Source organism: Brevundimonas sp. Leaf280, assembly GCF_001422455.1.
Taxonomy (GTDB): Bacteria; Pseudomonadota; Alphaproteobacteria; order Caulobacterales; family Caulobacteraceae; genus Brevundimonas.
Genome location: NZ_LMNC01000006.1, coordinates 19,343 through 43,260, shown reverse-complemented (window position 1 = coordinate 43,260; position 23,918 = coordinate 19,343). Strand labels below are relative to the sequence as shown.

Here is a 23,918-nt window from a genome sequence, read left to right as displayed (position 1 = left end):
CAGACCCCGCCCGTGAGCAAAGAAGGCGGATTTGCGTCTTGGATGACGCCGCTTAACTAATCCGCAAGCGATTTGGGCTTTTACTCACAATGAGTAGGAGTTCCAGGCAGTATGCCGACCATCGAGACCCTTTCCGAGCGTCCAAAGCCGGTTGCGCCGACGACTCTCGGCTGCGAGGTTCTGGCGCGTTTTGAATGCGAGCCGGATACGCTGGTCATTCCCGTGGTCGATGGCGACCGTCCCGTCGGCCTGGTCGAACGCACCGCCTTCCTTCAGAAAATCGCCGCCCGCTTCGGCCACGCCCTTTATGATCTTCGCCCCATCACCTTCGCCATGGACCCCGAGCCGGCCGTGGTCGAGGCCGGCGTCCGGATCGACGCCTTTTGCGACATCATGCTGAAGGGCGGTCCGGCCGCCCTGCTGCGCGGCTTCATCGTCACCAAGAACGGCGCCTATTGGGGCGTAGGTACCGCCGCCACCCTTTTGCAGGCCGTCAACGCGCGTCAGCGCGAGCAGAACGCCGAACTGGCCGAACAGGCCGCGATCCTCAGCGACACCCGCGCCCAGGCCATCGCGGCCGCCCGCGCCAAGAGCCAGTTCCTAGCCATCATGAGCCATGAACTGCGCACGCCCATGAACGGCGTCCTGGCCGTCGCCGAACTGCTCCGCCGCCAGCCGTTGAATACGGCGGCTCAGGCGCACGTCCAGACCATCGTGGACTCGTCCGAGACCTTGCTACGCATCCTTCAGGACGCGTTGGACCTGTCCAAGGCCGAGGCCGGCGAACTGGAGCTGAAGACCGAGCCGACCGCCCTGCGCGCCGTCATGGACGACATTCAGTCGATGTGGGAGCCGCGCGCCTCTCAGGACGGCGTGACCCTGCTCGTCGGCTACGAAGGCGACACCGAACTGGCGGCCGTCATCGACGGCGTGCGCCTCAAGCAGGTTTTCAACAACCTGATCGGCAATGCGCTGAAGTTCGCCCGCAACGGCGTGGTCGAGGCGGGCCTTAAGGCCTGGGTCGAAGGCGACCGCATTCGTATGGAAGCCCGCATTCGCGACGACGGCCCGGGCGTCGAGCCGGAACGCGTCGATTCCATCTTCGAGCCCTTCGTTCACGGCTCCGGCCCCGACGGCGCCGGCCTGGGCCTTTCGATCTGTCGTCAGGTCATCGACCGGATGGACGGCCGGATCTGGGCCGAGAACAACAAGGGACGCGGCGCCACCTTCGCCTTCGACCTGACCGCGCCCCGCGCTGTGGTCGAGGCGGAAGCGCAATCGAACGTGTCGGATCTGTCGAGCCTGGACCTGAAATCCGCGCCGCACATCCTGATCGTCGACGACAACGCTACCAACCGCGTCGTCGCCCAAGCGCTGTGCGAGATGTTCGGCTGCAGTTCCGAACTCGCCGAAGACGGCCTCGAGGCGCTTCAGGCCGTTCAGGAAAGCCGCTACGACCTGGTCCTGATGGACATCAAGATGCCGCGGATGGACGGGGTTCAGGCGACACAAGCTATTCGCGCCCTGCCCGGCGCCGTCGGCCGCGTGCCGATCGTGGCCCTGACTGCGAACGCGGACCCCGAAGACGCCAAACACTATCTCTCGATCGGCATGGCCGCCGTGGTTGAAAAGCCGATCAAGCCCGAACGCCTGCGGATGGCGATGAACGCCGCCATCTCCGCCGCTCACGAAAGCGCTCAAGAGCAGGATCAATCCGGTCGCGCCGTCGCCTGATCGTCAGTCCGGACGAACGTCCAGCGCCTCTTCGTCCTCTTCGTCGTAGCCGACCAGACGCAGGGCCCTCGCCTTTTGCCCGTTGATATCGGCCCAGCGCAGCAAACCCTCCTCGCGGCCGTGAGTGATCCAGATCTCCTCCGGCTTGATCTCGGTGAAGGTCGCGGTCAGTTCGTTCCAGTCGGCATGATCCGACACGACCAACGGCAGTTCCACGCCGCGCTGCCGCGCCCGCGCCTTCACCCCCATCCAGCCTGAAGCAAAGGCCGTGACCGGATCGGCGAACCGACGCGCCCATCGATCCTGGATGGCGGATGGCGGTGCGATGGCGACCTCGCCGCCGAGCGCATTCTTCGGCAGATCACGGGTCGGGGCCAGCGGGCCCAGATCGACCCCTTCCCTCTCGTACAAGGCGTTCAGCCGCTCCAGCGCCCCGTGGACATAGATGGTGCGGTCCCATCCAGCCTCGCGCAGCAGACGGATGATCCGCTGCGCCTTGCCCAGCGCATAGGCGCCGACCAGATGCGCCCGCTCGGGAAACTGCCCCAGCGACCGCACCAGCCGCCCCACCTCTTCTTCTGCCGGCGGATGGCTGAAGACCGGCAGGCCGAACGTCGCCTCCGAAATGAAGACGTGACACGGCACAGGCTCGAACGGCGCACAAGTCGGATCGCGGCGGCGCTTATAGTCGCCGGACACGACCATGATCAGCCCCTTCCAGCGCACCTCGACCTGGGCAGAACCCAGCACATGGCCGGCGGGCGCCAATCTGAGATCGACCCCATTGATCGCGGTCGCCTCGCCGTATTCCACCGATTGGGGCTGCAGCGTGAAGTCCGCGCCATAGCGCTCAGCCATGATCGCCAGGGTCTGGCGCGTCGCGAGCACCGCCCCGTGACCGGCGCGCGCATGGTCGGCATGGCCGTGCGTGATGACGGCGCGATCCACCGGCCGAACCGGGTCAATGTAGAAATCTCCTGGCGGACAGTAGAGGCCAGCGGGCGTGGGATGCAGCAGGTCTTCGGGGCGGATCATCATGCGGTAACGCTCTCGACGCCGTCGGGTCGCCGCCCCATAGAGGATGACCCCGAAAATCGGCGCAACAGGTTCAGTCCGCACGATGCATGAGAGTTTCCTGACCACCATTCTGCCGCAACTGGCCGCCGGCGCCGCCCACACCGGCGCTCTGGGCTTCACCTTCGACGGCCTGCACGATGGCGAGCCCCGCATCCGCGTGCCGTGGCGTGAGGATCTGGTCGGCGATCCCGACAGCGGCGTCTTCGCGGGCGGTCTGGTGACGACCTTGCTTGATCATATCGGCGGCCTGGCTGTGTGGACTGCGATGGACGCCTTCCAGCCCATCGCCACCCTGGATCTGCGCGTCGATTACATGCGCGCCGCAAGACCGCGTCAGGACCTGCTGGCCCAAGGCCTATGCTACCGGCTGACGCCCAGCATCGCCTTCGTGCGCGCCTGGGCCTTCGAGGACGATCCCGCCGATCCGGTCGCCGCAGCGCAAGCCGCCTATATCCTCAACCAGACCCGCGAGCGGGCGCCCCATGCAAAAGGAGCGGCGGCATGACCGACATCCTGAACGGCATGCCCTACGCCCGCTTTCTTGGCCTTCAGACCCTGGTCAGCGGCGACGAAGTCACCGTCATCATGCCCTTCGACGACAAGCTGATCGGCAATCCGATGCTGCCCGCCCTGCATGGCGGATCGACGGCCGCCCTTCTGGAAATGACGGCGATGGCTCAGGTGGCGCTCAGCTTTCCTGGTCCGCGACTGCCCCGCCCGATCAATGTGACGGTCGCCTATCTGCGCACCGGCAGACCGATCGACGTCTTCGCGCGTGCTCGCATCAGCCGGGCGGGTCGTCGCGTCGCCCATGTGCACGCGGAGGCCTGGCAGGAAGAACGTCAACAGCCTATTGCGTCCCTTACCGCACACTTCCTGCTGGACAACCAGGACTGATCACTGCGCCCTAGCGCGCTGATTCGCGCCGATTTCTTGCTCTCATTGGGTTTTAACGCCGTGCTTACGGCGGCGCTTCAACGCGCGATTGCCGATATGGTAAAGATTGCTCTACCAAACAGGGTTAAGACGTGATAACCATACGGTTCTTGTAAACCTGTCTTTGAGGGGCTTTCATGGACCGCACTGAAGTCGTCACCAGCGTTGCTGGCGATCTGCATGCCACCGAACTCGCGATCGACGCCGCGATCACCCAGGCGACCACGCTGGTTCAATCCTTCATCGGCGCTCGCGCCGCTCTGTCGCTGTCGCCGGTCTCCGGCACGATGTCGCAAGCAAAGGCCATGGAAACGATCGCCGCCCTCTCGGCCGCCCGTGAATCCATCGTGGCCTGCCACGCCGAGCTGCAAAAAGATCACCGCCGCCTCGGCTTCGGTACCTACGCCGCTGGCCCGGTTGGCAAGCCCGACGATTGGCTTGACCCCAAGGCCGCGCTGACGACGCCGCATCTGCACCGCGTAGCATGAATTCTCGGTAAGCTTGGCTTATCGACATTTCAGTTTGACCTGACTTCAGTCATTATCGCCTTCACGCATTTTTGCGCGGGGGCGATTTCACATGGTGAACATGCTGTACGCCGTCGTTGGCGCAGTATTCATGGTCGGGATGGCCCTGTTCGCCTTTTTGAAAGGCGGGACCGCCGAAAAACTTGGAGCTGGGGCATACCTGATTGCGTGGTTCGCGACGATCATGATGCAAGAAAGCAGTGGCTTTGTAGGCGTGCCCGTAGGCATGTTTCTAGTTGATCTAGCTCTACTGTTTGTCTTCATCGCTATCGCTTGGAAGCATCGACAGTCTTGGCCGGTTTGGGCCAGTGGCCTTCAGCTTGTCGTTGTAATGGCCCATGTGATGCTTCTGATGAAGCAACCAGTATTGGTAGCGTCACTTTACACCGTAATGAATTTTACGGGTTATCTCGTCATCGGTTGCATCACAGTCGGGACCTTTTGGGCGTGGCAAAACCGTAAGGCTGCAAATTTCAACATAGGTAGAAATTCCTAGCATCTAATCGTATTCTCGCGGCGAATCGATCGCCGGAACACCATGCCGCTATCCCACGCCAAGCTCTGGAAGGCCGTCGACGCCTTGGCGCGGCGTGAGGGTCTGACGCCGTCGGGCTTGGCGCGACGGGCCGGTCTGGATGCGACGAGTTTCAATCCGTCAAAGCGCTTCGGGCCCGGCGATCCGCCACGTCCACGCTGGCCCTCGACGGAGAGCATGACGCTGGTGCTTCAGGCGACGGGCCTGTCGCTGTCGGAATTTGCGGTGTTGGCCGAAGACGCACCGGAGGCGCCGACCAGCGTGCCATTGCTGGGTCTGGCCAAGGCGGGTCAGGACGGCTTCTTCGACGATGCTGGCCTGCCGGTCGGTGAAGGTTGGGATCAGACCGACCTGCCGCGCGCCAAGGACACCCTGTTCAGCCTTCAGATCACTGGCGATTCGATGTCGCCCCTCTATCGCGAAGGCGATCGCGTCATCGTGGATCAGGAAGCGACGCAGGTGCGGCGGGGCGATCGCGTGGTCGCCCGCCTGACCAGCGGAGAAACCGTCGCCAAGGAGGTCACCAGCCTGACCAGCCGCGCCGTCACCCTGGCCTCGATCAATCCCGACTATCCGCCAAGGATCGTGCCCCGGCGTGAGATCGAATGGATGGCCCGCATCCTTTGGGTCAGCCAGTGACGCGCAGCAAAAACCCCGCCCGGCGAACCGGACGGGGCTTTAGATTAACGGCGAACTGAACTCAGTTGGCCGTGACGTAGTGGGCGTTCACCCAACCGCCGCCTGCGATCTGGACCCATTCACCTTGCGAACCGATAGCGGTGAAGGGTTGGCCGGCCGACAGCGTACCGGCTTGGCGATAGTTGGTGCCGGGGCCGCTGCGGATGCGCAGGTTCGACGAAGCGCGATACTGGGAGCCGCTGGAGGCCGAAGCCGCACGGGCGCGTTGCTGGTTACAGCCGATATAGGAACCGGCGGCGGCGCCGGCGCCCGCACCGACGATCGTGCCGGCCGTGCGCTCGTTGCGGGCGAGGTTCGAGCCCACCACGCCGCCGACGACGGCGCCGATCAGGGCGCCCGCACGTTGGCGACCCCCAGGCGCGTCACAGTTTGTCACGCCGTTGGCCTGAGCCTGGGCGGACATCGGGGCGGCGGTCACCATGGCGGCCAAGGCGGCAGCGGTGGCCAGACCGGTCTTGAAAATCTTGTTCGACATAACTCTTCTCCTGTCAGCGCGTTTGCCGATGAGGAGAGAATGCACGGGCGAACCTGAAGGCTCCCGGAGCTTCGCCGTTATTTTCCGTTCATCTTGGCCATGCGCGCGGACTGGCGGCGGGCGACAAATCGTCTGGCGATATCGATGTCGCGTTCGATGAAGTGTTTGCGGCGCACGAACTGGAAGTCCAGCACGCGCGCCCACAGATGGAGCATGCGGCCGTGGGTTACGAAAACCGTCACCGCCTCGACCGGCGGCGGCGGCCCCCAGGCCTCAGCCAGCTTCGCCAGATGCTGGACCGTGGCATCGTCGGTCATGGGTTCGCATTCGACGATCCAGTCCCAGCTGCAGAGCTCAGACCTTTGCGTGATCAGATCGACCGTGGCTTTCAGCACGCGGTCGGCTGACCCGGCCGAAACCAGGTCGAGCATCAGGACCCTGTTCGCCTCGTCGATCTCGTAACGCAACCTCGCCTCCCCCGGCTACGTCCCTTTAGGAGGGCATCACGCAACAACCCTGACGCAAGGTCAAGGTTGCGCCAGTTCTCCGTTTGCGCCCGCTTCGATCAGGGCGATCGTCTGCGGCAGGCCGTAGATGGCCGCGAACGAACCGAAGCGCGGCCCCTGGCTGGCGCCCAGCAGCACCTCGTAGAGCGCGCCGAACCACGCCCGCAGCGGCTCGAACTCATGCGCCTTGCCGACGGCATAGACTTCGCTCTGGATCAGTTCGCCGTCGGTCGTGTCCGCCGGCAGGGCCTTCAGCCTTTCCGCCAGGTCCAGCAGCGCCGCCTTCTCCTTGTCGTCGGGTAGGCGATACGACTTCGAGGGCTTCACGAAGTCCTCGTAATAGTTCAGCGCCGACCCCATCAGCCGATCCAGCAGCGGCTCGTTCTGCGGCGTCGCCTCGGGCAGGTATTTGGCGAAATAGGCCCACAGCTGGTCCTTGGTCGAGGCGTTGGCCACGCCGACCAGGTTCAGCAAAAGGGCGAACGACACCGGCGAGGTATGGGTCGGCGGATCGCCCGCATGGATCGACCAGACGGCGTTGTCGATCCGCTTGGCCGGCTCCTGGGTCTTGTAGCTCTCGATGAAGGCCAGATAGTCGTCGATGGCGCGCGGAATGACGTTGAAGTGCAGGCTCTTGGCCGACTTCGGCGACTGGAACATGTACCACGACAGGCTCTCGGGCGTGCCGTAGCGCAGCCACTCGTCCATCGTCAGGCCGTTGCCCTTGGACTTGGAGATCTTCTTGCCCTCGATGTCGAGGAAGAGCTCGTAATTGAAACCTTCGGGCGGGGTGCCGCCCAGGGCGCGGCAGACCTTGGAGCTTTCGCGCACGCTCTCGATCAGGTCCTTGCCCGACATCTCGTAGTCGATGTCCAGCGCGACCCAGCGCATGGCCCAGTCGGGCTTCCATTGCAGCTTCACATGGCCGCCCGTGACCGGCACCTCGGTTCGGTTGCCCGGTTCGCCGGCGGGGTCTTCGAAGGTAATCGTGCCCTTCTCGACGTTGCGCGCCAGGGTCGGGACCTGCAGCACATGGCCGGTGATCGGGCTGACGGGCAGGAAGGGCGAATAGGTGGCGCGGCGCTCCTCGCCCAGCGTCGGCAGCATGATGGCCTGGACCGCGTCGAACCGTTCCAGAAGCGTCAGCAGCGTCGCGTCAAACCGGCCCGACTTGTAGGTCTCGGTCGATGACATGAATTCATAGTCGAAGCCGAAGCTGTCGAGGAAGGCGCGCAGGCGGGCATTGTTGTGCGCGCCGAAGCTGTCGTGGGTGCCGAAGGGATCGCGCACCCGCGTCAGGGATAGATGCAGGTCCTCGCGCAGCATCTCCGGGTTCGGGACGCCCTCCGGCACCTTGCGCAGGCCGTCCATGTCGTCGGAGAAGGCGATCAGGCGCGTGGGCCAGTGGTCGCCCGTCAGGGCGCGAAAGGCGTTGCGCACCATGGTGGTGCGGGCGACCTCGCCGAAGGTGCCCATGTGCGGCAGGCCCGACGGGCCATAGCCGGTCTCCAGGATCACCGGGCGCTGCAAGGCGGGAAAGGCCGCCAGGGCTTCATCCGCCTTGCCGGCGTCGATCAGGGCGCGCGCTTCGGCTCGTTCGGTCTCGCCCAGCCGTTTCTTCAGAACATGGGCCAGCAGGTTGCGGGCTTGTTCGAATGGCCAGGACTTGGCCTCGCGGGCGAGGGTTTCGAGGTTCTGAAGCATGGCGGCGGTTTGCAGTCTGCATCCCGCCCGGTCAACCGCGATCAGGCTTTGGCGGCGATTACGATGATCTCGACCTTGTAGTCGGGAGAAGCCAATCGACTTTCGCCCGTGGCGCGGGCCGGCGGGTTGGCGGTGTCGACCCAGGCGTCCCAGACGCCGTTCATCGCCTCGAAGTCGGCGATGTCGGCCAGCCAGATCTGGGCGATCAGGATCTTGGACTTGTCGCTGCCGGCCTCGGCCAGCAGCGCCTCGATCTCGGCCAGCGCCGTTCGGGTCTGCTTCGCCACGCCGTCGCCGGGCTCGCCGACCTGGCCGGACAGATAGATGGTGTCGCCGTGGACGACGGCCTCGCTCATGCGGGCGCCGGGCTGGATGCGGGTGATCATGGGCGGAAGTCCTTCGAAAACGTCCCTCACCTATCGCCGCCGGGGCCCGGCTGTCGAGCGGCTAGCGGCGGTTGAACCGCGAGACGGTCAGGCCGACGACCAATGCGCCGGCGCCGACGATCAGGGCGTCCTCGATCAGGCCGCTCTTGGTCTGGCCGATGCGGGCCATGGCCTTCTTGCGCCCCGAAAGGGTCAGATAGGCCAGCGGCACGGCCGTGCCGACCGCCAGGCCTGCGCCCAACTTCTCCTTGCCGCGAGGGGCCAGGGCGGCGCCGGCGATGCCCGCGCTCATGACCCGCGCCAGCAGGCCCAGGAAGACGGTGCGATCAGGCGCAGTCTTCATCTTGTCTCCCAGCAGTTCGCCGATACCCATGGCCAGGGCGCCGAACTTGAACAGCGGCCGGTTCAGCAGGAAGACGCGGCCGGGCAAGGGCTTATGCGCCAGTTCGGCGGTGGCGAGGGCCGCCATCGGGGTCATGGAACGGGCGCTGGCGACAGCGCCGATGAGGGCGGACGGGAGGAGGTCGAGGGCTTTCATGCCGCCACAACACCCGACCGGGCCGGAAGGTTCAGCCCGTTTCAACCGCGCGCCGCCAAGACGTTGCGGATCGCCAGGCTGGAGTGGATGCGCGACACGCCCGGCAGACGCGACAGGACGTCCTTGTGGATCACCTCATAGGCGGCGATGTCGGGCGCGACGGCGCGGACGATGTAGTCGGCCTCGCCCGCCATCAGATAGCAGTCGCGGATTTCCGGATGGTTGCGGACGGCCGCCTCGAACCGGCGCATGTGGTCGTCAGTCTGCTTCTCCAGCGTGATCTCGACATAGGCGACGACGCCGTCGTCGCTGTCGTTGGCCAGGACGGCGGCATAGCCCCGGATCACCCCGCGCTCTTCCAGCCGGCGCACGCGCCGCAGGCAGGCGGAAGGCGACAGACCGACGGCGGAGGCCAGGTCCGCATTGCTGATGCGCCCATCGGCGCGGAGCCGTTGAAGGAGGCGTTGGTCGAGGGGATCAAGCAGGGACACAAGTTTCCGCCATTCAGCCGCAGATTATTGCGTCAGACTTCTATCAGCGACCAATCGTTGCGCAAACAGGCAGGATCGTCGATCCATGCGGCGCTAGCTTGCGGCGAATAACAACAGTGGGCTTGGGAACGTCACATGCGGGTTCTGGTGCTTGGGTCGGGCGTCATCGGCGTCACCACCGCCTGGTATCTCAGCCAGGCCGGGCATGAGGTCACGGTGGTGGATCGGCAGGCCGGTCCAGCGCTGGAAACCAGCTTCGCCAACGCCGCGCAGATTTCGCCGGGCTATTCCGCGCCCTGGGCCGCGCCGTCGATCCCGGTCAAGGCGATGAAGTGGCTGCTGATGCGCCATGCGCCGCTGATCGTGCGGCCGCGGCTGGACATGGCCATGGTGCGCTGGACCGTCGCCATGCTGCGCAACTGCACCCACGACCGCTATGCGCTGAACAAGAGCCGGATGGTGCGTCTGGCCGAATACAGCCGCGACCAGATCGACCTGCTGCGCCGCGAGACCAGCATCGCCTATGACGGTCGCCAGCAGGGCACGCTGCAGCTGTTCCGCACGGAAAAGCAGCTGGCCGACGTGCACAAGGACGTCGATGTGCTGAAGGCCGCCGGCGTGCCGTGCGAGGTTCTGGACCGCGCGGGCTGTATCGCGGCCGAGCCGGGCCTGGCCGCCTCAGACGTCGATTTCGTCGGGGGTCTTCGTCTGCCGCATGACGAGACCGGCGACTGCTTCCTGTTCACCAACGCCCTGGCGAAGCTGGCGGCGGAGCGCGGCGTGGTCTTCCATACCGGAACCGACATCCAGTCGATCACCATGACGAACGGTCGCGCGACCGGCGTCATGACCAGCAAGGGCGCCATGACGGCCGATCTGGTGATCCTGGCGCTCGGCTCCTATTCGCCGATGATGGCCAAGCCGCTGGGTCTCGATCTGCCGGTCTATCCGGTGAAGGGCTATTCGATCACAGCCAAGATCGTGAACGAAGACCGCGCGCCCGTCTCCACCGTCATGGACGAAAGCTACAAGGTGGCGATCACGCGCCTGGGCGACCGTATCCGCGTGGGCGGCATGGCCGAGCTGTCGGGATACAACAACACCCTGCCCGCGCTGCGTCGCGAAACCCTGGCCCATTCGGTCGGCAGCCTGTTTCCGGGCGGCGGCGACCTGGCGGGGGCCAGTTACTGGTCGGGCCTTCGTCCAATGACGCCGGACGGCACGCCGGTGATCGGCGCGACCAAGGTTCCGGGGCTTTATCTGAACACCGGCCACGGCACCCTGGGCTGGACCATGGCCTGCGGCTCCGCGCGGGTTCTGGCCGACATGGTCGACGGCAAGGCGCCCGAGATCGAGACCCGCGACCTTTCGCTGAACCGATATGGCGCCTGGGCGGGGGCGTTCGCGCCGGGCTACAGCTGAGATCAGACGGCAACGGGGAATTTTACCGTCTAAAGAATCTAATTCGTCTAATCGCGCGGCGGTGGGGCCTTGGGCCGCGGACGGGAATTCACCGTCTAAAGTGTCTAATTCGTCTAATCTGACGCCATCACCCGGGTGAGGCGAAGGCGGGATTTCGCCGTCCCTTCCGCCTGAACTTACGCTGTCAAAGATCCACGGCCAGTCTAGCACGCGGCCGGGGCGCGATCGGTTAGACGCCGTTCGGGCGCGAAAACCCGTTGTGAATCAGACAGCGGGGCGCAGACGATGCGCTGGCAGGGCGTCGCGGCGTGGCGCGGCGCGTCGGAGCGCCCTATAGAGCGCGCGATGAAGACCGCCGATTTCGATTTCGACCTGCCCGAAGACCGGATTGCGTTGCGCCCGGCCGATCCGCGCGATTCCGCACGGCTGCTGGTGGTGAAAGGCGGCGCGCTGGAAGATCGGGTCATTCGCGATCTGCCGGACTTCCTGCAGCCGGGCGACGCCCTGGTGTTCAACGATACGCGGGTCATTCCCGCCCGTCTGTCGGGCGTGCGTCAGCGGATCGGGGCCGAGGGCGAAACCCTGACGGTCGAGGTGGAGGCGACGCTGCACCACCGTGACGCGCCCGACGTCTGGTCCGCCTTCATGAAGCCCGGCAAGCGGATCAAGCCGGGGGATCGGGTTCGTTTTGGAAACGCGAGCGACGCCGCCTGCGACCTGGGACGGCTGGACGCCACGGTGACGGCCAAGGGGGAAGACGGCCTGATCACCCTGACCTTCGACCTCGCGGGACCGGCGCTGGACGATGCGATCCGCGATGTCGGCCTCATGCCCCTGCCGCCCTATATCGCCGCCAAACGGCCCGAGGACGACCGTGACCGGTCAGACTATCAGACCGTGTTCGCCGAGCATGACGGGTCGGTTGCGGCGCCGACGGCGGGGCTGCATTTCACCCCGGCCCTGCTGGACGCCATTCGAGCCAAGGGCGTCTCGACCCATGCGGTGACGCTGCATGTCGGGGCCGGCACCTTCCTGCCGGTCAAGGCCGACGACCTGGCCGACCACAAGATGCACAGCGAATGGGGCGAAGTGTCGCCTGAAACCGCCGCCGCCCTGAACGCGGTCCATGGAAAGGGCGGGCGCATCGTCTGCGTCGGCACCACCTCCCTGCGGCTGCTGGAAAGCGCGACGGCCGAGGACGGAGAGATCAAACCGTTCCACGGCGACACGGCCATCTTCATCACGCCGGGCTATCGGTTCCGGGCGGTCGATGTGCTGATGACCAACTTCCACCTGCCGAAATCGACGCTGTTCATGCTGGTCAGCGCCTTTGCGGGCACGGCGACGATGAAGGCGGCCTATGCCCATGCGGTCGCCGACGGCTATCGCTTCTATTCCTACGGCGACGGATCGCTGCTGTTCCGCGACTGATCGCGGGTCAGGGCCAGAGGCGGCCTGAGCGCCAGGCCTCGCCGTCGCGGTCGAAACGCAGTCGGTCATGCAGACGGAACGGGCGATCGCGCCAGAACTCGACCGAGCGCGGCACGACGCGCCAACCGGTCCAGTGGGACGGGCGCGGCACCTCCTGACCATCGAAACGCGCGGTTTCGCGGCCCACGGCCTCTTCCAGCACGGTGCGATCCGACAGGGGGCGGGACTGGTCCGAGGCCCAGGCGCCGATGCGGCTTTCGCGCGCGCGGCTCGCGAAATAGGCGTCGGCCTCGGCCGGCGCGACCGGCTCGACCGCGCCGCGCACCCTCACCTGGCGGCGCAGGGATTTCCAGTGGAAGGTCAGGGCGGCGGCCGCGCAACCGGCCAGTTCGACGCCCTTGGCGCTCTCGCTGTTCGAATAGAAGGTGAAGCCTCGCGCATCGACATCCTTCAGCAGAACGATCCGCGCATCCGGCAGGCCGTCGGCGTCGACAGTCGACAGGGTCATGGCGTTGGGATCGTTCGGCTCGTGCGCCCTCGCGTCCGCCAGCCATTCGACGAACAGGCCGATGGGTTCGGGGCGATCGAAGATGGTCTCGTCGCCGTTGGCGGCCAGGGCGGCGGCATAGTCGCGGGCGTATTCTTCACGCGACGGGCTGGGCGGGATCACGGATGCGGTCATGCGAGTGATGTAGTCGGTGCAGGCGCGGCTGGGAATGATCGAGGTCAAAAACGGGCGTGTCACCGTCAGGGTTAACCGCCCATTGACCCTGATGCGCGAACGGTGACGGCATGAACGCGCCTGTTTCGATTTCAGATGTGTCCGGCGTCCGCGAGGCCCTCTCGATCCTGGGCCTGGAAACGGATGTGCGCGGCGATGTCGATGCGTCGACGCTGAAGGCCGCCTTCCGAAAGGCGGTGAAGGCGGAGCGGCCGGATCAGGCCGGCGGGGACGCCGAGCGGTTCCGGCGCGTGATCGCGGCCTATCGGCTGATCCAGGCGCACCAGCCCCCCCGCCCCGCCCTGTCCGCGCCCGCCGCGCGACCGGCGCCGGCGCCGGTTCTGGTGCTGTCGCCGATGCAGGCCCTGGCCGGGGGTCAGGTCGAAGTCCGGCTGGGCGCGCGCACGGTGCGGGTCACGGCGCCAAAGGGCCTGCGCAGCGGCGATCATCTACGGCTCAGGCGCGGGGCGGCGGACGGGAGCGACCTCTATCTGTCGGTGCTGATCCGGCCCGAGGATGGCCTGTCGGTCGTCGGCGACGACCTGTTCATGACCTGGGCCGTCGAGCGTCGCCTGATGGCCGACGGCGGGCGGGTGGAGATCGAGACCCCTGTCGGCACGCGCTCGGCCTGGATTACCGCCGACATGGCTGCGCCGGTGCGGGTGCGGTTGAAGGATCTGGGCCTGCCCGCGCGCGGATCGCGGCCGGCTGGGCATCTGTTCGTGACGCTGGAGCCGTCGTCCGATGCTCCCTCGGCAGCAGAGGACCTACTGGTGCGCTTCACGCGGGTCTGGACGCAGGAGCGTCTGGCGGCCTAAGTCGGGGCCATGTCGCACAACACCTTCGGCCATCTGTTTCGCGTGACCACCTGGGGCGAGAGCCACGGGCCGGCGATCGGCTGCGTCGTTGATGGATGCCCGCCGATGATACCGCTGACCGAGGCGGACCTTCAGCCCTGGCTGGACCAGAGGAAGCCGGGCGGCAGCCGCTTTGTCACCCAACGCAAGGAAAGCGACACGGCGCGCATCCTGTCGGGCGTCTTCGACGACGGCGAGGGCCCGGTGACCACCGGCACGCCGATCTCGATCATGATCGAGAACGAGGACCAGCGGTCCAAGGACTATGGCGAGATCGCCCGCGCCTATCGGCCGGGCCACGCCGACTACGCCTATCAGGCCAAATATGGCGTGCGCGATCACCGGGGCGGTGGACGGTCCTCGGCGCGCGAGACCGCCAGCCGCGTGGCGGCCGGGGCCGTGGCGCGCAAGGTGCTGGGCGACGGGGTCAAAATTCGCGCCGGCGTGGTGCAGATCGGCCCGCACCGGATCGCACCGGATCAGGTCGATTTCGACGCCGTATCCGGCAATCCGCTGTTCGCAGCCTCGGCCGAGGTCGTGCCTGCGTGGGAGGCCTATCTGGACGGCGTTCGCAAGGCCGGGTCGTCGGTCGGCGCTGTCGTGGCGCTTGAGGTCACGGGCGTTCCGGCCGGTTGGGGCGCGCCGATCTACGGCAAGCTGGATTCCGAGCTGGCGGCTGCCCTGATGTCGATCAACGCCGCCAAGGGGGTCGAGATCGGCGCCGGCTTCGAGGCCGCCGAACTGACCGGCGAACAGAACGCCGACGAGATGCGGCTGGACCTGAACAAGCAGCCGGTATTCCTGTCGAACAAGGCGGGCGGGGTGCTGGGTGGGATTTCGACGGGCCAGCCGGTGACCGCGCGGGTGGCGTTCAAGCCGACCTCGTCCATCCTGACCCTGCGCCAGACGATCACCCGCGACGGCGAAGAGACGGACCTGCGCACCAAGGGTCGTCACGACCCATGCGTCGCCCTGCGCGCCGTACCGGTGGTCGAGGCCATGGCCGCCTGCGTGCTGGCCGACGCCTATCTGAGGCATCGCGCCCAAGTCGGATGATCAAGACCTTCGTCGGGCCGGACGCGGGTTTCCACGATCGGTGTCGCGCCTCGGCGGCGGCTCGACCGGACGCGCCTCGCACCGCATCAAGGCCATCAGGGCCGACAGGCCTGTCGTCATCACGATCATCGCTCGATTCCTGCAACTGCGAACCGTTTGCAGGTTTGCGCATGTCGAGGGCGCGTGCAAGACAAGGGGCCGGTGGCGCCCATTCTCAGGAGATCAACCGTGCGTGAAGACGGAAAGCTGGACTACCTCGAACTGCCCGCCGCCAACCTGCCCGCCACCAAGGAGTTCTATAGCCAGGCGTTCGGCTGGACCTTCGTGGATTACGGCCCATCCTATGCGGCCTTCGATCAGGGTTTGGACGGCGGGTTTGACGCCGATCAGGCCGATCAGACCAAGACCCCTCTTCCCATTCTGTACGCCCACGACCTGGAAGCCATGCTGGCCAAGGTCGAGGCGGCCGGCGGCCGGATCGTGAAACCGATCTACAGCTTCCCCGGCGGTCGCCGCTTCCACTTCGCCGATCCGGCCGGCACCGAAATGGCGGTCTGGTCCGAGGGCTGAGCCGCTCAGCCCGTCAATCGCCCCGGCGGTAGTCATCAAGGACGATGCCGTGGCGTTTGACCTTGGCGTAGAAGGTCTTTCGGGGAAGGTCGAGCCGGGCCATCACGGCGCGGACATCGCCCTTGGCGGCCTTTAGCGCCTCGTCCAGCACGCGGGCTTCGAACGCCTCGACGCGCTCGCTCAGGCTGCCATCCGCGACGCCGGTCGCGCCGCCGTTTCGGTCGAGGCCGATGACGAAGCGCTCGGCGGCCTGGGCCAGCTCGCGGACATTGCCGGGCCAGTCGCGCATCATCAGATGGGCGTCGGTCGCATCGTCGATCGGCGGCGGGGTCTTCTTCTGTCGCCCGGCCGCCTGCGACACCAGATGACGGAACAGCAGCGGTATATCCTCGCGCCGATCCCGCAGGCTGGGCAGGGTCAGGGTGACCACGCTTAGACGATAGTAGAGGTCCGACCGAAAGGCGCCGCGGGCCGCCGCGGCGTCCAGATCGATCCGCGTCGTCGTCAGGAAGCGCAGGCTGAAGGCCTGGTCGTCCTCTCCCGAGATCTGTCCGGTCTCCATCAGCTTCAGCAGCTTGATCTGAAGCGCCGGCGACAGCGCCTCGACCTCTTCCAGCAACAGGGTGCCGCCGTCGGCCTCGCGCACGCGACCGCCGATCCGGCGCCCGTAACCCAACGTCGGCGAGCGGCCGAACAGTTCGGCGTCGAGCACATCCTCCGGCAGGGCGGCGCAGTTGACGACGACGAAGGGCCGAGCGCGCCGGGCGCTGGAGCGGTGCAGACCGCGCGCGGCGGTCTCTTTGCCGACGCCGTTCTCGCCTTGGATCAGCACATCCACGCCCGCGCGGGCGACCTGGGCGATCGTCTCGCGCAGCCGCACGATGGCCGGTGCCTGGCCGATCAGGCCGCTGCGCGCCTCCTCCGCCTCGGCGTTTTCGACGAGCTGTGTCAGGCGGCGGTTTTCCAACACCAGCCGTCGCTGGCGCGCCGCGCGCTGGATGACGGGCAACAGGCGATCGGCGCCGAAGGGCTTTGGCAGGAAGTCGAACACGCCGCGATGAAGGGCGGCGACGGCCATGTCGATGTCGCCATGCCCCGTCATCAGAATGAACGGCAGCTCAGGATCGATGGCCGCCAAGCGTTTGTGGAACTCCAGCCCATCCAGCCCAGGCATGCGGATGTCGGACAAAACGACATGCGGGGACGCGGCCTCCAGCCGCGCCAACGCCTCGTCGGCGGAACTCACGCCTGTCGGTGCGTAGCCGGCGAGCGCGAGCGTCTCGACCTGGGCCTCGCGCAGGTCGTCGTCATCGTCCACGACCAGGATCAGGGCGCCGTCCGATGTCATGCCGGGTTCCTTCTGAGCCGAACCTCGAAACGCGCGCCGCGACGGCCGTTCGAGGCCACGACCAGACTGCCGCCGAAGGCCTCGACGATGTCGCGCGAGATCACCAGCCCCAGACCCAGACCGTTCGGCTTGGTGGTCGAAAAGGGCGTGAACAGGGTCCGCAGCGTCGCCTTGGACAGGCCGGGTCCGTTGTCGGTCACGGCGATGACGACCAGATCGTCGGTGGTCGAGACGTCCAGGCCGATCCGCGCATCGGCCTGATCGCCCAAGGCTTCAAAGGCGTTCTGCAAAAGGTTGACCAGCACCTGTTCCAGCCGAACGCGGTCCGCCTGAGCCGACACCCGCGCCTCGCCGGTCCGTTCGACCGCCACGCCGTCTTCACGCATCCGGCTGCTGACCAGCAACAGGGCGCCCTCGACCGCTTCGTCGACCACGACGGTTGTGGTGCGCGGCGGGGTCTTGCGCGCAAAGCCGCGCAAATCCTCGACGATGGCGCCGATCCGCTCGGTCAGTCCCTGAATGCGCGTCAGCTTGGCCTGCGCCTCGTCCGGCTGTTCGCGCGACAGCAGGGTCAGGGCGTTGTCGGCGTTGGCGCGGATCGCGGCCACAGGTTGATTGATCTCGTGGGCGACGCCGGCGACGATCTGGCCCAGATGCGCCAGACGGTTGGCCTGAACCAGATCGGCCTGCAGGGTTCGCAGGCGCGCCTCGGTGCGTTTGCGATCCTCGATCTGGTTTCTCAGCTTCACGTTCGCCGCCGTCAGCGCCGTGGTGCGTTCGTCGACGCGAAGCTCAAGCTCGCGCCGGACCTCGGCCTGCTGACGCTGGCCGTCCAGCCGACGCAGATGCGCCCGCCAGACCCAGGCCAGTACGACCATCAAAAGCGCGCCCGCCAGGCCCGCCGCCCAGCGCACAGGGCCCGCCGCACGGTCGGCGTCGGCGACGGGGACCAGGAGCAACAGGGTCCAGTCCTCCACCGGCAAGGCGCGACGCAATGGAACGAAGATCTCGCCGCCCACCTGCACCCGACCGTCGTCCACCGGCGTGATCGCGGGCGTGAGCGGCGTCAGCGGCGCGTCGCCGAACTGTCGGCTGTCACGCAAAGCCTTCGCTCTCTCGCCGTCCAGCGTCTCAAGCGTTCTAAAGCGTCGCGCGGGGTCGGAACTCAGCACGATCACGCCGTCCCGGTTCGTCACCAGAGCCTGTTCCGCCTGCCGTCGCCAGGCGGCCTCGACCGTGTCGAACTCGATCTTGACCACGATCACGCCGTCGGCCTCGCGACCGACGCCGACACGCCGCGACAGATAGAGGCCGGGCCGGCCGCTTCGCGATCCAAAGGCGAAATACTCGTCGGATCCTGCCCGCATCGCCGTCTTGAAATAGGGACGGTAGGCATAGTCGTCGCCGACGAAACTGACCGGGGTGCGATAGTTGTTCGCCGCAATGGCCCTGCCTTGGCTGTCCAGCAGATAGATGGCCGCTGCGCCGGTCTGGACCGCCAGCATGTCCAGACGGGCATTGACCCTGGCCAGCGTGGCGGGCGCGGGATCGCGCAGCGCCTCCAGAATGATGTCTTCGCTGGCCAGAACCACGGGCGTGGCGCGATGCCGGTCCAGCTCGCTGGACAGGAGGGCCTGATCGAGAAGCAGGGTGGCCTCGGCCTGACGAACGATGTCCTGCGCCGCACTTTTTCGCGCAAGATCGCCCGCGACGATGATGGCGATCAGGATCAGCAATCCGGCGACGACGAAGACGCCGATGCCGGCGACGCCCAGAAACTCACGTCTGGCGGGTGGACCGGTCACGGACTGATCTTGTGCTGATTTCGACACAACTCAACGTGTGCCGGTTTCGTTTTCAGCACAAGTGTCTCAGCTTCGAAAACGACAACACATTGTTAATTGTGCGTTTTTTGCCCCAACCCGACCCTACATTTTCGGTTTTGGCCTGTTACAGCACGGCCGCATCCTGATCGCTGAACGTCCCCGAGAGGACGATTGGGAGGTCACCATGATTATCACACCGACGATCGCCGACGACGGCAGCGCCAAGCGCAAGCCCTTTTACCGGCATCTCTATTTCCAGGTTCTGCTCGCCATCCTCGCCGGCGGCCTGATCGGGCATTTCTGGCCGTCGTTCGGCGAGAGCCTGAAGCCGCTGGGCGACGCCTTCATCAAGCTGGTGAAGATGATCATCGCGCCGGTGATCTTCCTGACTATCGTCACCGGCATCGCCGGGATGCGCGACATCGGCCGGGTCGGTCGCGTCGCCGCCAAGGCCTTCGCCTATTTCCTGACCTTCTCGACCCTGGCCCTGATCATCGGCATGATCGTGGCCAATCTGGTCCAGCCGGGCCACGGCCTGAACATCGACCCCGCCAGCCTGGATGCGAGCGCTGTCACCAAATATTCCGATCAGGCGCATGAGACGACCATCGTCGGCTTCCTGACCGGCATCATTCCCGACACCTTCGTCAGCGCCTTCTCCGAGGGCAACATCCTGCAGGTGCTGTTCGTCTCGGTCCTGTTCGGACTGGCGCTCGCCATGGTCGGCGATGTGGGCAAGCCGGTGCTGAACTTCCTGGAATCGATCAGCGTCGCCTTCTTCAAACTGGTCGCCATCCTGATGAAGGCCGCGCCCATCGGCGCCTTCGGGGCCTTCGCCTTCACCATCGGCAAATACGGCATCGGTTCGATCGCCAATCTGGCCGCCCTGGTCGCCACCTTCTACATCACCGCCGCGATCTTCGTGGTCGGGGTTCTGGGCCTGGTCGCCTGGGCCAACGGCTTCAACATCCTCAAGCTGATCCGCTACTTGAAGGAAGAACTGCTGCTGGTGCTGGGCACCTCGTCGTCCGAAGCCGCCCTGCCCAGCCTGCTCCAGAAGATGGAACGCGCCGGCGCGGCCAAGTCCGTGGTTGGTCTGGTCGTGCCCACCGGCTATTCGTTCAATCTGGACGGCACCAATATCTACATGACGATGGCCGCCCTGTTCATCGCCCAGGCGCTGAACATCGACCTGAGCCTGCAGGACCAGATCGTGCTGCTGCTGGTCGCCATGCTGAGTTCCAAGGGCGCAGCGGGCATCACCGGCGCGGGCTTCATCACCCTTGCCGCCACCCTGTCGGTCGTCCCGGCTGTGCCGGTCGCGGGCATGGCGCTGATCCTGGGCATCGACCGCTTCATGAGCGAGTGCCGCGCCCTGACCAACTTCATCGGCAACGCTGTGGCCACCATCGTCGTCGCCCGTTGGGAAGGCGAACTGGATCGCGATGCGCTGAAGGCCGCGCTGGATGGCGAACCCCGTCCGTTGGCGGCCCTGCCCGACCCGGCGGCCGGTCCAGGCGACAAGGCCCTGGTCACCGCCGACTGACCCGACTTCCTACAGGCGCCGTCGCGATCCGCACGGCGCCTGTTCCTTATCCGGACGCGCAAAACCCCAAAGCTACGCAGTTCTCCTTACCGCGATTTGGGCGCTCCTTAACGATCTTCCCTTACGGTAATCTCCATGACCATCTATCGCTCGCTCGCAGCCGGCGTCGGCCTGGCCGCGCTCGCCACCTCCGCCTTCGCCCAAGCGGCGCCGTCCGCCGATGAAATCGCCGCCCTGCGTGCACAGGTGCAGGCGCTGTCGGCCCGACTGGAACAACTGGAAGCCCAATCGCGCACCGCTGCGGTCGCCACGCCGACCGCCGTCGCTGGAACCCCCGCACCTGTCGCGGCGCCGCGTCCCGTCCAGACCGCCGCTGCGCCCGCTCCGGCCACGCCCGCGCCCGTCGACTGGGCCACGGGCCTGCCGGAATGGCGCAGCCCCGACGGCGCCTTCACCTTCAAGCCGCGCATTCGGGTGACCGCAGACCTGTCGACGACCTTCGGTTCAGACTATCCCAACCGCGACCTGACCACGACCGAACTGCGCGGCCTGCGCCTGGGCGGCCAGGGCAAGATCGCCGGCGGCTTCAGCTACTGGATCGAAGGCGATATCGCCGACAATTCGGTCAGCGTCGCCAACGCCTTCATCGCCTACAGCCGCAAGCTGGGCGGGCGCGACCTTGAGATTTCCGCCGGTCAGCGCCTGAACGACCGCGGCGTCGAAGGCGGCACGGCCGAAGATCAGACGCCCTTCCTAGAACGCAGCCTGATGGTCTCCACCATCGGTCCCGAGCGCGGCTCTTACGGGGTCGGTGTCATGGGCAAGCTGACGGGCAGCGTCTGGCACGCGTCACTTTCGGTGACCGGCGACGCCATCAGCGACGGCACGACCAGCGACACAGTCGCCGTGATGGGCCGCACCCACTGGTCGGCCTTCAAGACCGAGGCCGGTTTCCTGCATCTGGGCGGCTGGGGCTTCGTCGAGGATCTGACGCCCGTCACGACCCTGTCTTCGCGCAATTTGGTGGTTTCGTCGCGCGGCAATGACAATCTGCGCCTGTCGTCGGGCGCCTACGCCAATCCCAAGTCCAGCTCGGGCCTGGGGCTGGAGTTCGGCGGCGTGCATCGGTCCTTCTGGGCCATGGCCGAGGGCGGCAAGCGCGTGGTTCGAACCGCCGCGCGCGACTTCGACCAGGACGCCTACAGCCTGTCGGCCGGTCTGTTTCTGACGGGCGAAACCCCGCCGCTGTCCGCGCGCACCGGCACCTGGACGCGTCCCAAGGTGCTGAACCCGCTGGGCGCCGACGGCTATGGCGCGGTCGAGATCGTGGGTCGTTACGACACCGCCGACTTCACCGACAGCCTGACCGGCGGAGAGGGCGACACCTGGCTGCTGGGCGTCAACTGGTATCCCACCAATAACACCCGCGTGTCGGCGCACTGGAGCGCCTGGTCGGTCGACAACCGCACCGGAACCTTCACCGGCGAGGACAACGGGAACACCGCGACCGTGCGCGTCCAGACCGCCTTCTAGTCCCTTAGGCCGGAGCCGTTCGCCGCTCCGGTCTCCTGCTTTGCACATCCTTCAGGAGATGATCGCATGAACCCGAAGAACATCCCGATGCAGCGGAAGCTGGCGATCGCCTTCGCCCTGCTGCTGGCGGTCGCCGCCGCCATGATCGGCGCGGTCTTCTTCCAGCTGTCCGCCATGAAGACGGCGGCCGAGCTGAATGCGCAAAGCAAGAGCATCACCGATCACACCCATGTCGCCGAGAAGGGCGTCATCCGTCTTAATTCCCAGATGCGCGGCGTGCTTCTGACCGCCAACGCTGACTATCTGGATGTCTACAAGACCGGCTGGGAACAGTTCGAGCAGTCGATCGCCGCGCTTAACGCCGCCGATCTGACGGCGGAAGAGCGCGCGCTGGTCAAGAAGGCCCAGGATGACGCCGCCGTGTGGAAGACCGAGTTCGGCACGCCTCTGACCCAGGCCGCGCTGGACCCGTCGCGCATCGACGCCGCGCGCCGTGTCGTCATCGAGTCCGGCGACAAGGTTCGCGTGACCCACATCACCAAGTCGATCACAGCCGTGCGCGACGCCGAGATGGCCCGCATGAACGTGCGCGACGCCGAACAGGCGTCGGCGATCACCGCCTCCTTCTTCGCCCTGGCGGCGGGCGGTCTGATCCTGGTCGCCGCCGCCGTCTTCCTGGGCGTGCAGCTGTCGATCCTGATGGTCGCGCCGGTTCGCCGGATGACGGGCGCCATGTCGATCATGGCCGGGGGCAAGCTGGACGTCGCCATTCCCGACACCGACCGCAGGGACGAGGTCGGCGCCATGGCCCAGGCCATGCAGGTCTTCCGCGACAACGGCCTGCGCGCCAAGGCGCTCGAAGGCGAAACGGCATCGATGCGCGACCAGTCCGAAGTCGAACGCCGCCGGCGCGAAGCTGTGGCCCAGCAAGAGGCCGCCGAGAACGCCGTCGTCATCGAAAGCCTGGGCAAGGGTCTTTCGGCCCTGGCCGAGGGCGATCTGGTCTATCGTATCGACGCCCCCTTCCCCGCGCGCAGCGAGGTTCTGAAGGCCGACTTCAACCGCTCCATCGCCCGTCTGGAAGAGACCGTCACCGGCGTCCTGGGCTCGGTCCACGGCATCGATTCCGGCGCCGGCGAGATCAGCCAGGCGTCTGAGGACCTGTCGCGCCGCACCGAGCAGCAGGCGGCCGCTCTGGAAGAGACCGCCGCCGCGCTGGATGAGATCACCGTCACGGTCAAGAAGACCGCCGAGGCCGCCAACCAGGCCGCCAACGTCACCAACGGCGCCCGCAAGAGCGCCGAGGCGTCCGGCCAAGTCGTTATGAACGCCGTCGACGCCATGCAGAAGATCGAAGGCGGCTCGCGCCAGATCAGCCAGATCGTCGGCGTCATCGACGAGATCGCCTTCCAGACCAATCTGCTGGCCCTGAATGCCGGCGTCGAAGCCGCGCGTGCCGGCGAGTCCGGTCGGGGCTTCGCCGTGGTGGCCTCCGAAGTCCGCGCCCTGGCCCAGCGCTCGGCCGAGGCCGCCAAGGAGATCAAGACCCTGATCTCCAACTCCGGCTCCGAGGTCGAGAACGGCGTGCGTCTGGTCAGCGAAGCCGGATCGGCCCTCCAGGCCATCGCTTCGCAGGTCGACGACATCAGCGCCCTGGTCGTCGAGATCGCCGCTTCCGCCAAGGAACAGGCGACCGGGCTGCAGGAAATCAACGTCGCCGTGAACCAGATGGACCAGGTGACGCAGCAGAACGCCGCCATGGTCGAACAGGCCACCGCCGCCAGCACCGCCCTGCGTCAGGAAACCGCCGAGCTGTCGTCCGAGGTCGCCTTCTTCCAGGTGTCCGGCGGACGTGCGACGGCTCGGAAGAACACCGCCGCCACCCCTGCCCGCCCGGCAACCCGTCCCGCGCCGCCGGTCGAACAGCGCGTCATCAAGGTCGCCGGCGGCCGCGATCTCACGGTCGGCTCGAACAGCGACGGCTGGGAAGAGTTCTAGGC

The 23,918-nt window shown here is 66.4% G+C and carries 24 protein-coding genes; 14 read left to right on the top strand and 10 right to left on the bottom strand.

Features of this window, described 5'->3' with window-relative positions:
- Window positions 1-111: 111 nt before the first annotated feature.
- Window positions 112-1,734 (top strand): response regulator, encoded by a 1,623-nt coding sequence (locus tag ASF31_RS11255; protein ID WP_055754743.1) that lies wholly within the window; start codon window positions 112-114, stop codon window positions 1,732-1,734.
- Between the two features lie 3 nt (window positions 1,735-1,737).
- Here ASF31_RS11255 and ASF31_RS11250 read toward each other — a convergent pair whose 3' ends face one another.
- Window positions 1,738-2,769 (bottom strand): ligase-associated DNA damage response exonuclease, encoded by a 1,032-nt coding sequence (locus ASF31_RS11250; RefSeq protein ID WP_055754911.1) that lies wholly within the window; start codon window positions 2,767-2,769, stop codon window positions 1,738-1,740.
- Window positions 2,770-2,815: 46 nt separating this feature from the next.
- Here ASF31_RS11250 and ASF31_RS11245 point away from each other — a divergent pair, with 46 nt between their 5' ends.
- The 5 genes from ASF31_RS11245 (at window position 2,816) to ASF31_RS11225 (ending at window position 5,448) form a co-directional block, all read left to right on the top strand.
- Window positions 2,816-3,316, top strand: a complete 501-nt coding sequence (locus tag ASF31_RS11245; RefSeq protein ID WP_235551321.1) for a PaaI family thioesterase — start codon at window positions 2,816-2,818, stop codon at window positions 3,314-3,316.
- Window positions 3,313-3,708: a PaaI family thioesterase gene (locus ASF31_RS11240; RefSeq protein WP_055754741.1), complete on the top strand. Its 396-nt coding sequence runs from the start codon at window positions 3,313-3,315 to the stop codon at window positions 3,706-3,708. Before ASF31_RS11245 ends, ASF31_RS11240 begins: the two co-directional genes overlap by 4 nt.
- A 176-nt stretch (window positions 3,709-3,884) precedes the next feature.
- Window positions 3,885-4,235, top strand: a complete 351-nt coding sequence (locus tag ASF31_RS11235; protein WP_055754740.1) for a hypothetical protein — start codon at window positions 3,885-3,887, stop codon at window positions 4,233-4,235.
- Window positions 4,236-4,326: 91 nt separating this feature from the next.
- A complete protein-coding gene (locus tag ASF31_RS11230) occupies window positions 4,327-4,770 on the top strand; it encodes a hypothetical protein (protein WP_055754739.1) in 444 nt (147 codons plus the stop codon).
- A 42-nt stretch (window positions 4,771-4,812) separates the two neighbouring features.
- Window positions 4,813-5,448, top strand: a complete 636-nt coding sequence (locus tag ASF31_RS11225; RefSeq protein WP_055754738.1) for a helix-turn-helix transcriptional regulator — start codon at window positions 4,813-4,815, stop codon at window positions 5,446-5,448.
- A gap of 61 nt (window positions 5,449-5,509) precedes the next feature.
- Here ASF31_RS11225 and ASF31_RS11220 read toward each other — a convergent pair whose 3' ends face one another.
- The 6 genes from ASF31_RS11220 to ASF31_RS11195 all read right to left on the bottom strand — a co-directional run bounded on the left by ASF31_RS11220 (window position 5,510) and on the right by ASF31_RS11195 (window position 9,608).
- Window positions 5,510-5,983, bottom strand: a complete 474-nt coding sequence (locus ASF31_RS11220) for an SH3 domain-containing protein (protein ID WP_055754737.1) — start codon at window positions 5,981-5,983, stop codon at window positions 5,510-5,512.
- A 77-nt stretch (window positions 5,984-6,060) separates the two neighbouring features.
- Complete coding sequence (locus ASF31_RS11215) at window positions 6,061-6,450, bottom strand: hypothetical protein (protein WP_055754736.1); 390 nt, start codon at window positions 6,448-6,450, stop codon at window positions 6,061-6,063.
- Between the two features lie 60 nt (window positions 6,451-6,510).
- On the bottom strand, window positions 6,511-8,193 hold the full coding sequence (locus ASF31_RS11210) for a lysine--tRNA ligase (protein WP_055754735.1): 1,683 nt from the start codon (window positions 8,191-8,193) through the stop codon (window positions 6,511-6,513).
- A 41-nt stretch (window positions 8,194-8,234) separates the two neighbouring features.
- The gene (locus tag ASF31_RS11205; RefSeq protein ID WP_055754734.1) at window positions 8,235-8,579 is read right to left on the bottom strand and encodes a RidA family protein; all 345 of its coding nucleotides are present in this window, start codon (window positions 8,577-8,579) and stop codon (window positions 8,235-8,237) included.
- A gap of 61 nt (window positions 8,580-8,640) precedes the next feature.
- Window positions 8,641-9,057 (bottom strand): hypothetical protein, encoded by a 417-nt coding sequence (locus tag ASF31_RS11200; protein WP_235551320.1) that lies wholly within the window; start codon window positions 9,055-9,057, stop codon window positions 8,641-8,643.
- A gap of 101 nt (window positions 9,058-9,158) precedes the next feature.
- Window positions 9,159-9,608, bottom strand: coding sequence for an Lrp/AsnC family transcriptional regulator (locus ASF31_RS11195; protein WP_039246401.1), 450 nt, complete (start codon window positions 9,606-9,608; stop codon window positions 9,159-9,161).
- A 135-nt stretch (window positions 9,609-9,743) separates the two neighbouring features.
- On the opposite strand from ASF31_RS11195, the gene ASF31_RS11190 reads away from it, so the two are divergent.
- Window positions 9,744-11,030: a D-amino acid dehydrogenase gene (locus ASF31_RS11190; protein WP_055754732.1), complete on the top strand. Its 1,287-nt coding sequence runs from the start codon at window positions 9,744-9,746 to the stop codon at window positions 11,028-11,030.
- 345 nt (window positions 11,031-11,375) lie between these two features.
- A complete protein-coding gene (gene queA / locus ASF31_RS11185) occupies window positions 11,376-12,461 on the top strand; it encodes a tRNA preQ1(34) S-adenosylmethionine ribosyltransferase-isomerase QueA (RefSeq protein WP_055754910.1) in 1,086 nt (361 codons plus the stop codon).
- 7 nt (window positions 12,462-12,468) lie between these two features.
- Here queA and pdxH read toward each other — a convergent pair whose 3' ends face one another.
- Window positions 12,469-13,143 carry a pyridoxamine 5'-phosphate oxidase gene (pdxH, locus tag ASF31_RS11180; protein ID WP_055754909.1) on the bottom strand — a complete coding sequence of 225 codons (675 nt, stop codon included), beginning with the start codon at window positions 13,141-13,143 and terminating at the stop codon, window positions 12,469-12,471.
- A 110-nt stretch (window positions 13,144-13,253) separates the two neighbouring features.
- Here pdxH and ASF31_RS11175 point away from each other — a divergent pair, with 110 nt between their 5' ends.
- From ASF31_RS11175 to ASF31_RS11165, 3 genes are all read left to right on the top strand, one after another.
- The gene (locus tag ASF31_RS11175; RefSeq protein ID WP_055754731.1) at window positions 13,254-14,000 is read left to right on the top strand and encodes a DnaJ C-terminal domain-containing protein; all 747 of its coding nucleotides are present in this window, start codon (window positions 13,254-13,256) and stop codon (window positions 13,998-14,000) included.
- Between the two features lie 9 nt (window positions 14,001-14,009).
- Window positions 14,010-15,095, top strand: coding sequence for a chorismate synthase (aroC, locus tag ASF31_RS11170; RefSeq protein WP_055754730.1), 1,086 nt, complete (start codon window positions 14,010-14,012; stop codon window positions 15,093-15,095).
- 228 nt (window positions 15,096-15,323) lie between these two features.
- Window positions 15,324-15,665, top strand: coding sequence for a VOC family protein (locus tag ASF31_RS11165; RefSeq protein ID WP_055754729.1), 342 nt, complete (start codon window positions 15,324-15,326; stop codon window positions 15,663-15,665).
- Window positions 15,666-15,678: 13 nt separating this feature from the next.
- Here ASF31_RS11165 and ASF31_RS11160 read toward each other — a convergent pair whose 3' ends face one another.
- Window positions 15,679-17,013: a sigma-54 dependent transcriptional regulator gene (locus ASF31_RS11160; protein WP_055754728.1), complete on the bottom strand. Its 1,335-nt coding sequence runs from the start codon at window positions 17,011-17,013 to the stop codon at window positions 15,679-15,681.
- Complete coding sequence (locus tag ASF31_RS11155; protein ID WP_082465127.1) at window positions 17,010-18,818, bottom strand: ATP-binding protein; 1,809 nt, start codon at window positions 18,816-18,818, stop codon at window positions 17,010-17,012. The genes ASF31_RS11160 and ASF31_RS11155 overlap by 4 nt, the downstream gene beginning before the upstream one ends.
- Before the next feature lie 205 nt (window positions 18,819-19,023).
- Between ASF31_RS11155 and ASF31_RS11150 the strand changes: the two genes are divergently transcribed.
- From ASF31_RS11150 to ASF31_RS11140, 3 genes are all read left to right on the top strand, one after another.
- The gene (locus ASF31_RS11150; protein ID WP_055754727.1) at window positions 19,024-20,385 is read left to right on the top strand and encodes a dicarboxylate/amino acid:cation symporter; all 1,362 of its coding nucleotides are present in this window, start codon (window positions 19,024-19,026) and stop codon (window positions 20,383-20,385) included.
- Window positions 20,386-20,520: 135 nt separating this feature from the next.
- Window positions 20,521-21,918, top strand: coding sequence for an OprO/OprP family phosphate-selective porin (locus ASF31_RS11145; protein WP_055754726.1), 1,398 nt, complete (start codon window positions 20,521-20,523; stop codon window positions 21,916-21,918).
- A 66-nt stretch (window positions 21,919-21,984) separates the two neighbouring features.
- Window positions 21,985-23,916, top strand: coding sequence for a methyl-accepting chemotaxis protein (locus ASF31_RS11140; RefSeq protein WP_055754725.1), 1,932 nt, complete (start codon window positions 21,985-21,987; stop codon window positions 23,914-23,916).
- Window positions 23,917-23,918: the final 2 nt, after the last annotated feature.

Excerpts from the sequence above, each read along its gene's own strand:
- ASF31_RS11175 (WP_055754731.1), top strand. The coding sequence starts at position 13,254 with ATGAACGCGCCTGTTTCGATTTCAGATGTGTCCGGCGTCCGCGAGGCC.
- ASF31_RS11245 (WP_235551321.1), top strand. The coding sequence starts at position 2,816 with ATGACCCCGAAAATCGGCGCAACAGGTTCAGTCCGCACGATGCATGAG.
- ASF31_RS11145 (WP_055754726.1), top strand. The coding sequence starts at position 20,521 with ATGACCATCTATCGCTCGCTCGCAGCCGGCGTCGGCCTGGCCGCGCTC.
- ASF31_RS11190 (WP_055754732.1), top strand. The coding sequence starts at position 9,744 with ATGCGGGTTCTGGTGCTTGGGTCGGGCGTCATCGGCGTCACCACCGCC.
- pdxH (WP_055754909.1), bottom strand. The coding sequence starts at position 13,143 with ATGACCGCATCCGTGATCCCGCCCAGCCCGTCGCGTGAAGAATACGCC.
- ASF31_RS11255 (WP_055754743.1), top strand. The coding sequence starts at position 112 with ATGCCGACCATCGAGACCCTTTCCGAGCGTCCAAAGCCGGTTGCGCCG.
- aroC (WP_055754730.1), top strand. The coding sequence starts at position 14,010 with ATGTCGCACAACACCTTCGGCCATCTGTTTCGCGTGACCACCTGGGGC.
- ASF31_RS11235 (WP_055754740.1), top strand. The coding sequence starts at position 3,885 with ATGGACCGCACTGAAGTCGTCACCAGCGTTGCTGGCGATCTGCATGCC.
- ASF31_RS11220 (WP_055754737.1), bottom strand. The coding sequence starts at position 5,983 with ATGTCGAACAAGATTTTCAAGACCGGTCTGGCCACCGCTGCCGCCTTG.
- ASF31_RS11205 (WP_055754734.1), bottom strand. The coding sequence starts at position 8,579 with ATGATCACCCGCATCCAGCCCGGCGCCCGCATGAGCGAGGCCGTCGTC.
- ASF31_RS11160 (WP_055754728.1), bottom strand. The coding sequence starts at position 17,013 with ATGACATCGGACGGCGCCCTGATCCTGGTCGTGGACGATGACGACGAC.
- ASF31_RS11230 (WP_055754739.1), top strand. The coding sequence starts at position 4,327 with ATGGTGAACATGCTGTACGCCGTCGTTGGCGCAGTATTCATGGTCGGG.
- ASF31_RS11240 (WP_055754741.1), top strand. The coding sequence starts at position 3,313 with ATGACCGACATCCTGAACGGCATGCCCTACGCCCGCTTTCTTGGCCTT.
- ASF31_RS11225 (WP_055754738.1), top strand. The coding sequence starts at position 4,813 with ATGCCGCTATCCCACGCCAAGCTCTGGAAGGCCGTCGACGCCTTGGCG.
- ASF31_RS11250 (WP_055754911.1), bottom strand. The coding sequence starts at position 2,769 with ATGATCCGCCCCGAAGACCTGCTGCATCCCACGCCCGCTGGCCTCTAC.
- ASF31_RS11200 (WP_235551320.1), bottom strand. The coding sequence starts at position 9,057 with ATGACCCCGATGGCGGCCCTCGCCACCGCCGAACTGGCGCATAAGCCC.
- ASF31_RS11210 (WP_055754735.1), bottom strand. The coding sequence starts at position 8,193 with ATGCTTCAGAACCTCGAAACCCTCGCCCGCGAGGCCAAGTCCTGGCCA.
- ASF31_RS11150 (WP_055754727.1), top strand. The coding sequence starts at position 19,024 with ATGATTATCACACCGACGATCGCCGACGACGGCAGCGCCAAGCGCAAG.
- ASF31_RS11140 (WP_055754725.1), top strand. The coding sequence starts at position 21,985 with ATGAACCCGAAGAACATCCCGATGCAGCGGAAGCTGGCGATCGCCTTC.
- queA (WP_055754910.1), top strand. The coding sequence starts at position 11,376 with ATGAAGACCGCCGATTTCGATTTCGACCTGCCCGAAGACCGGATTGCG.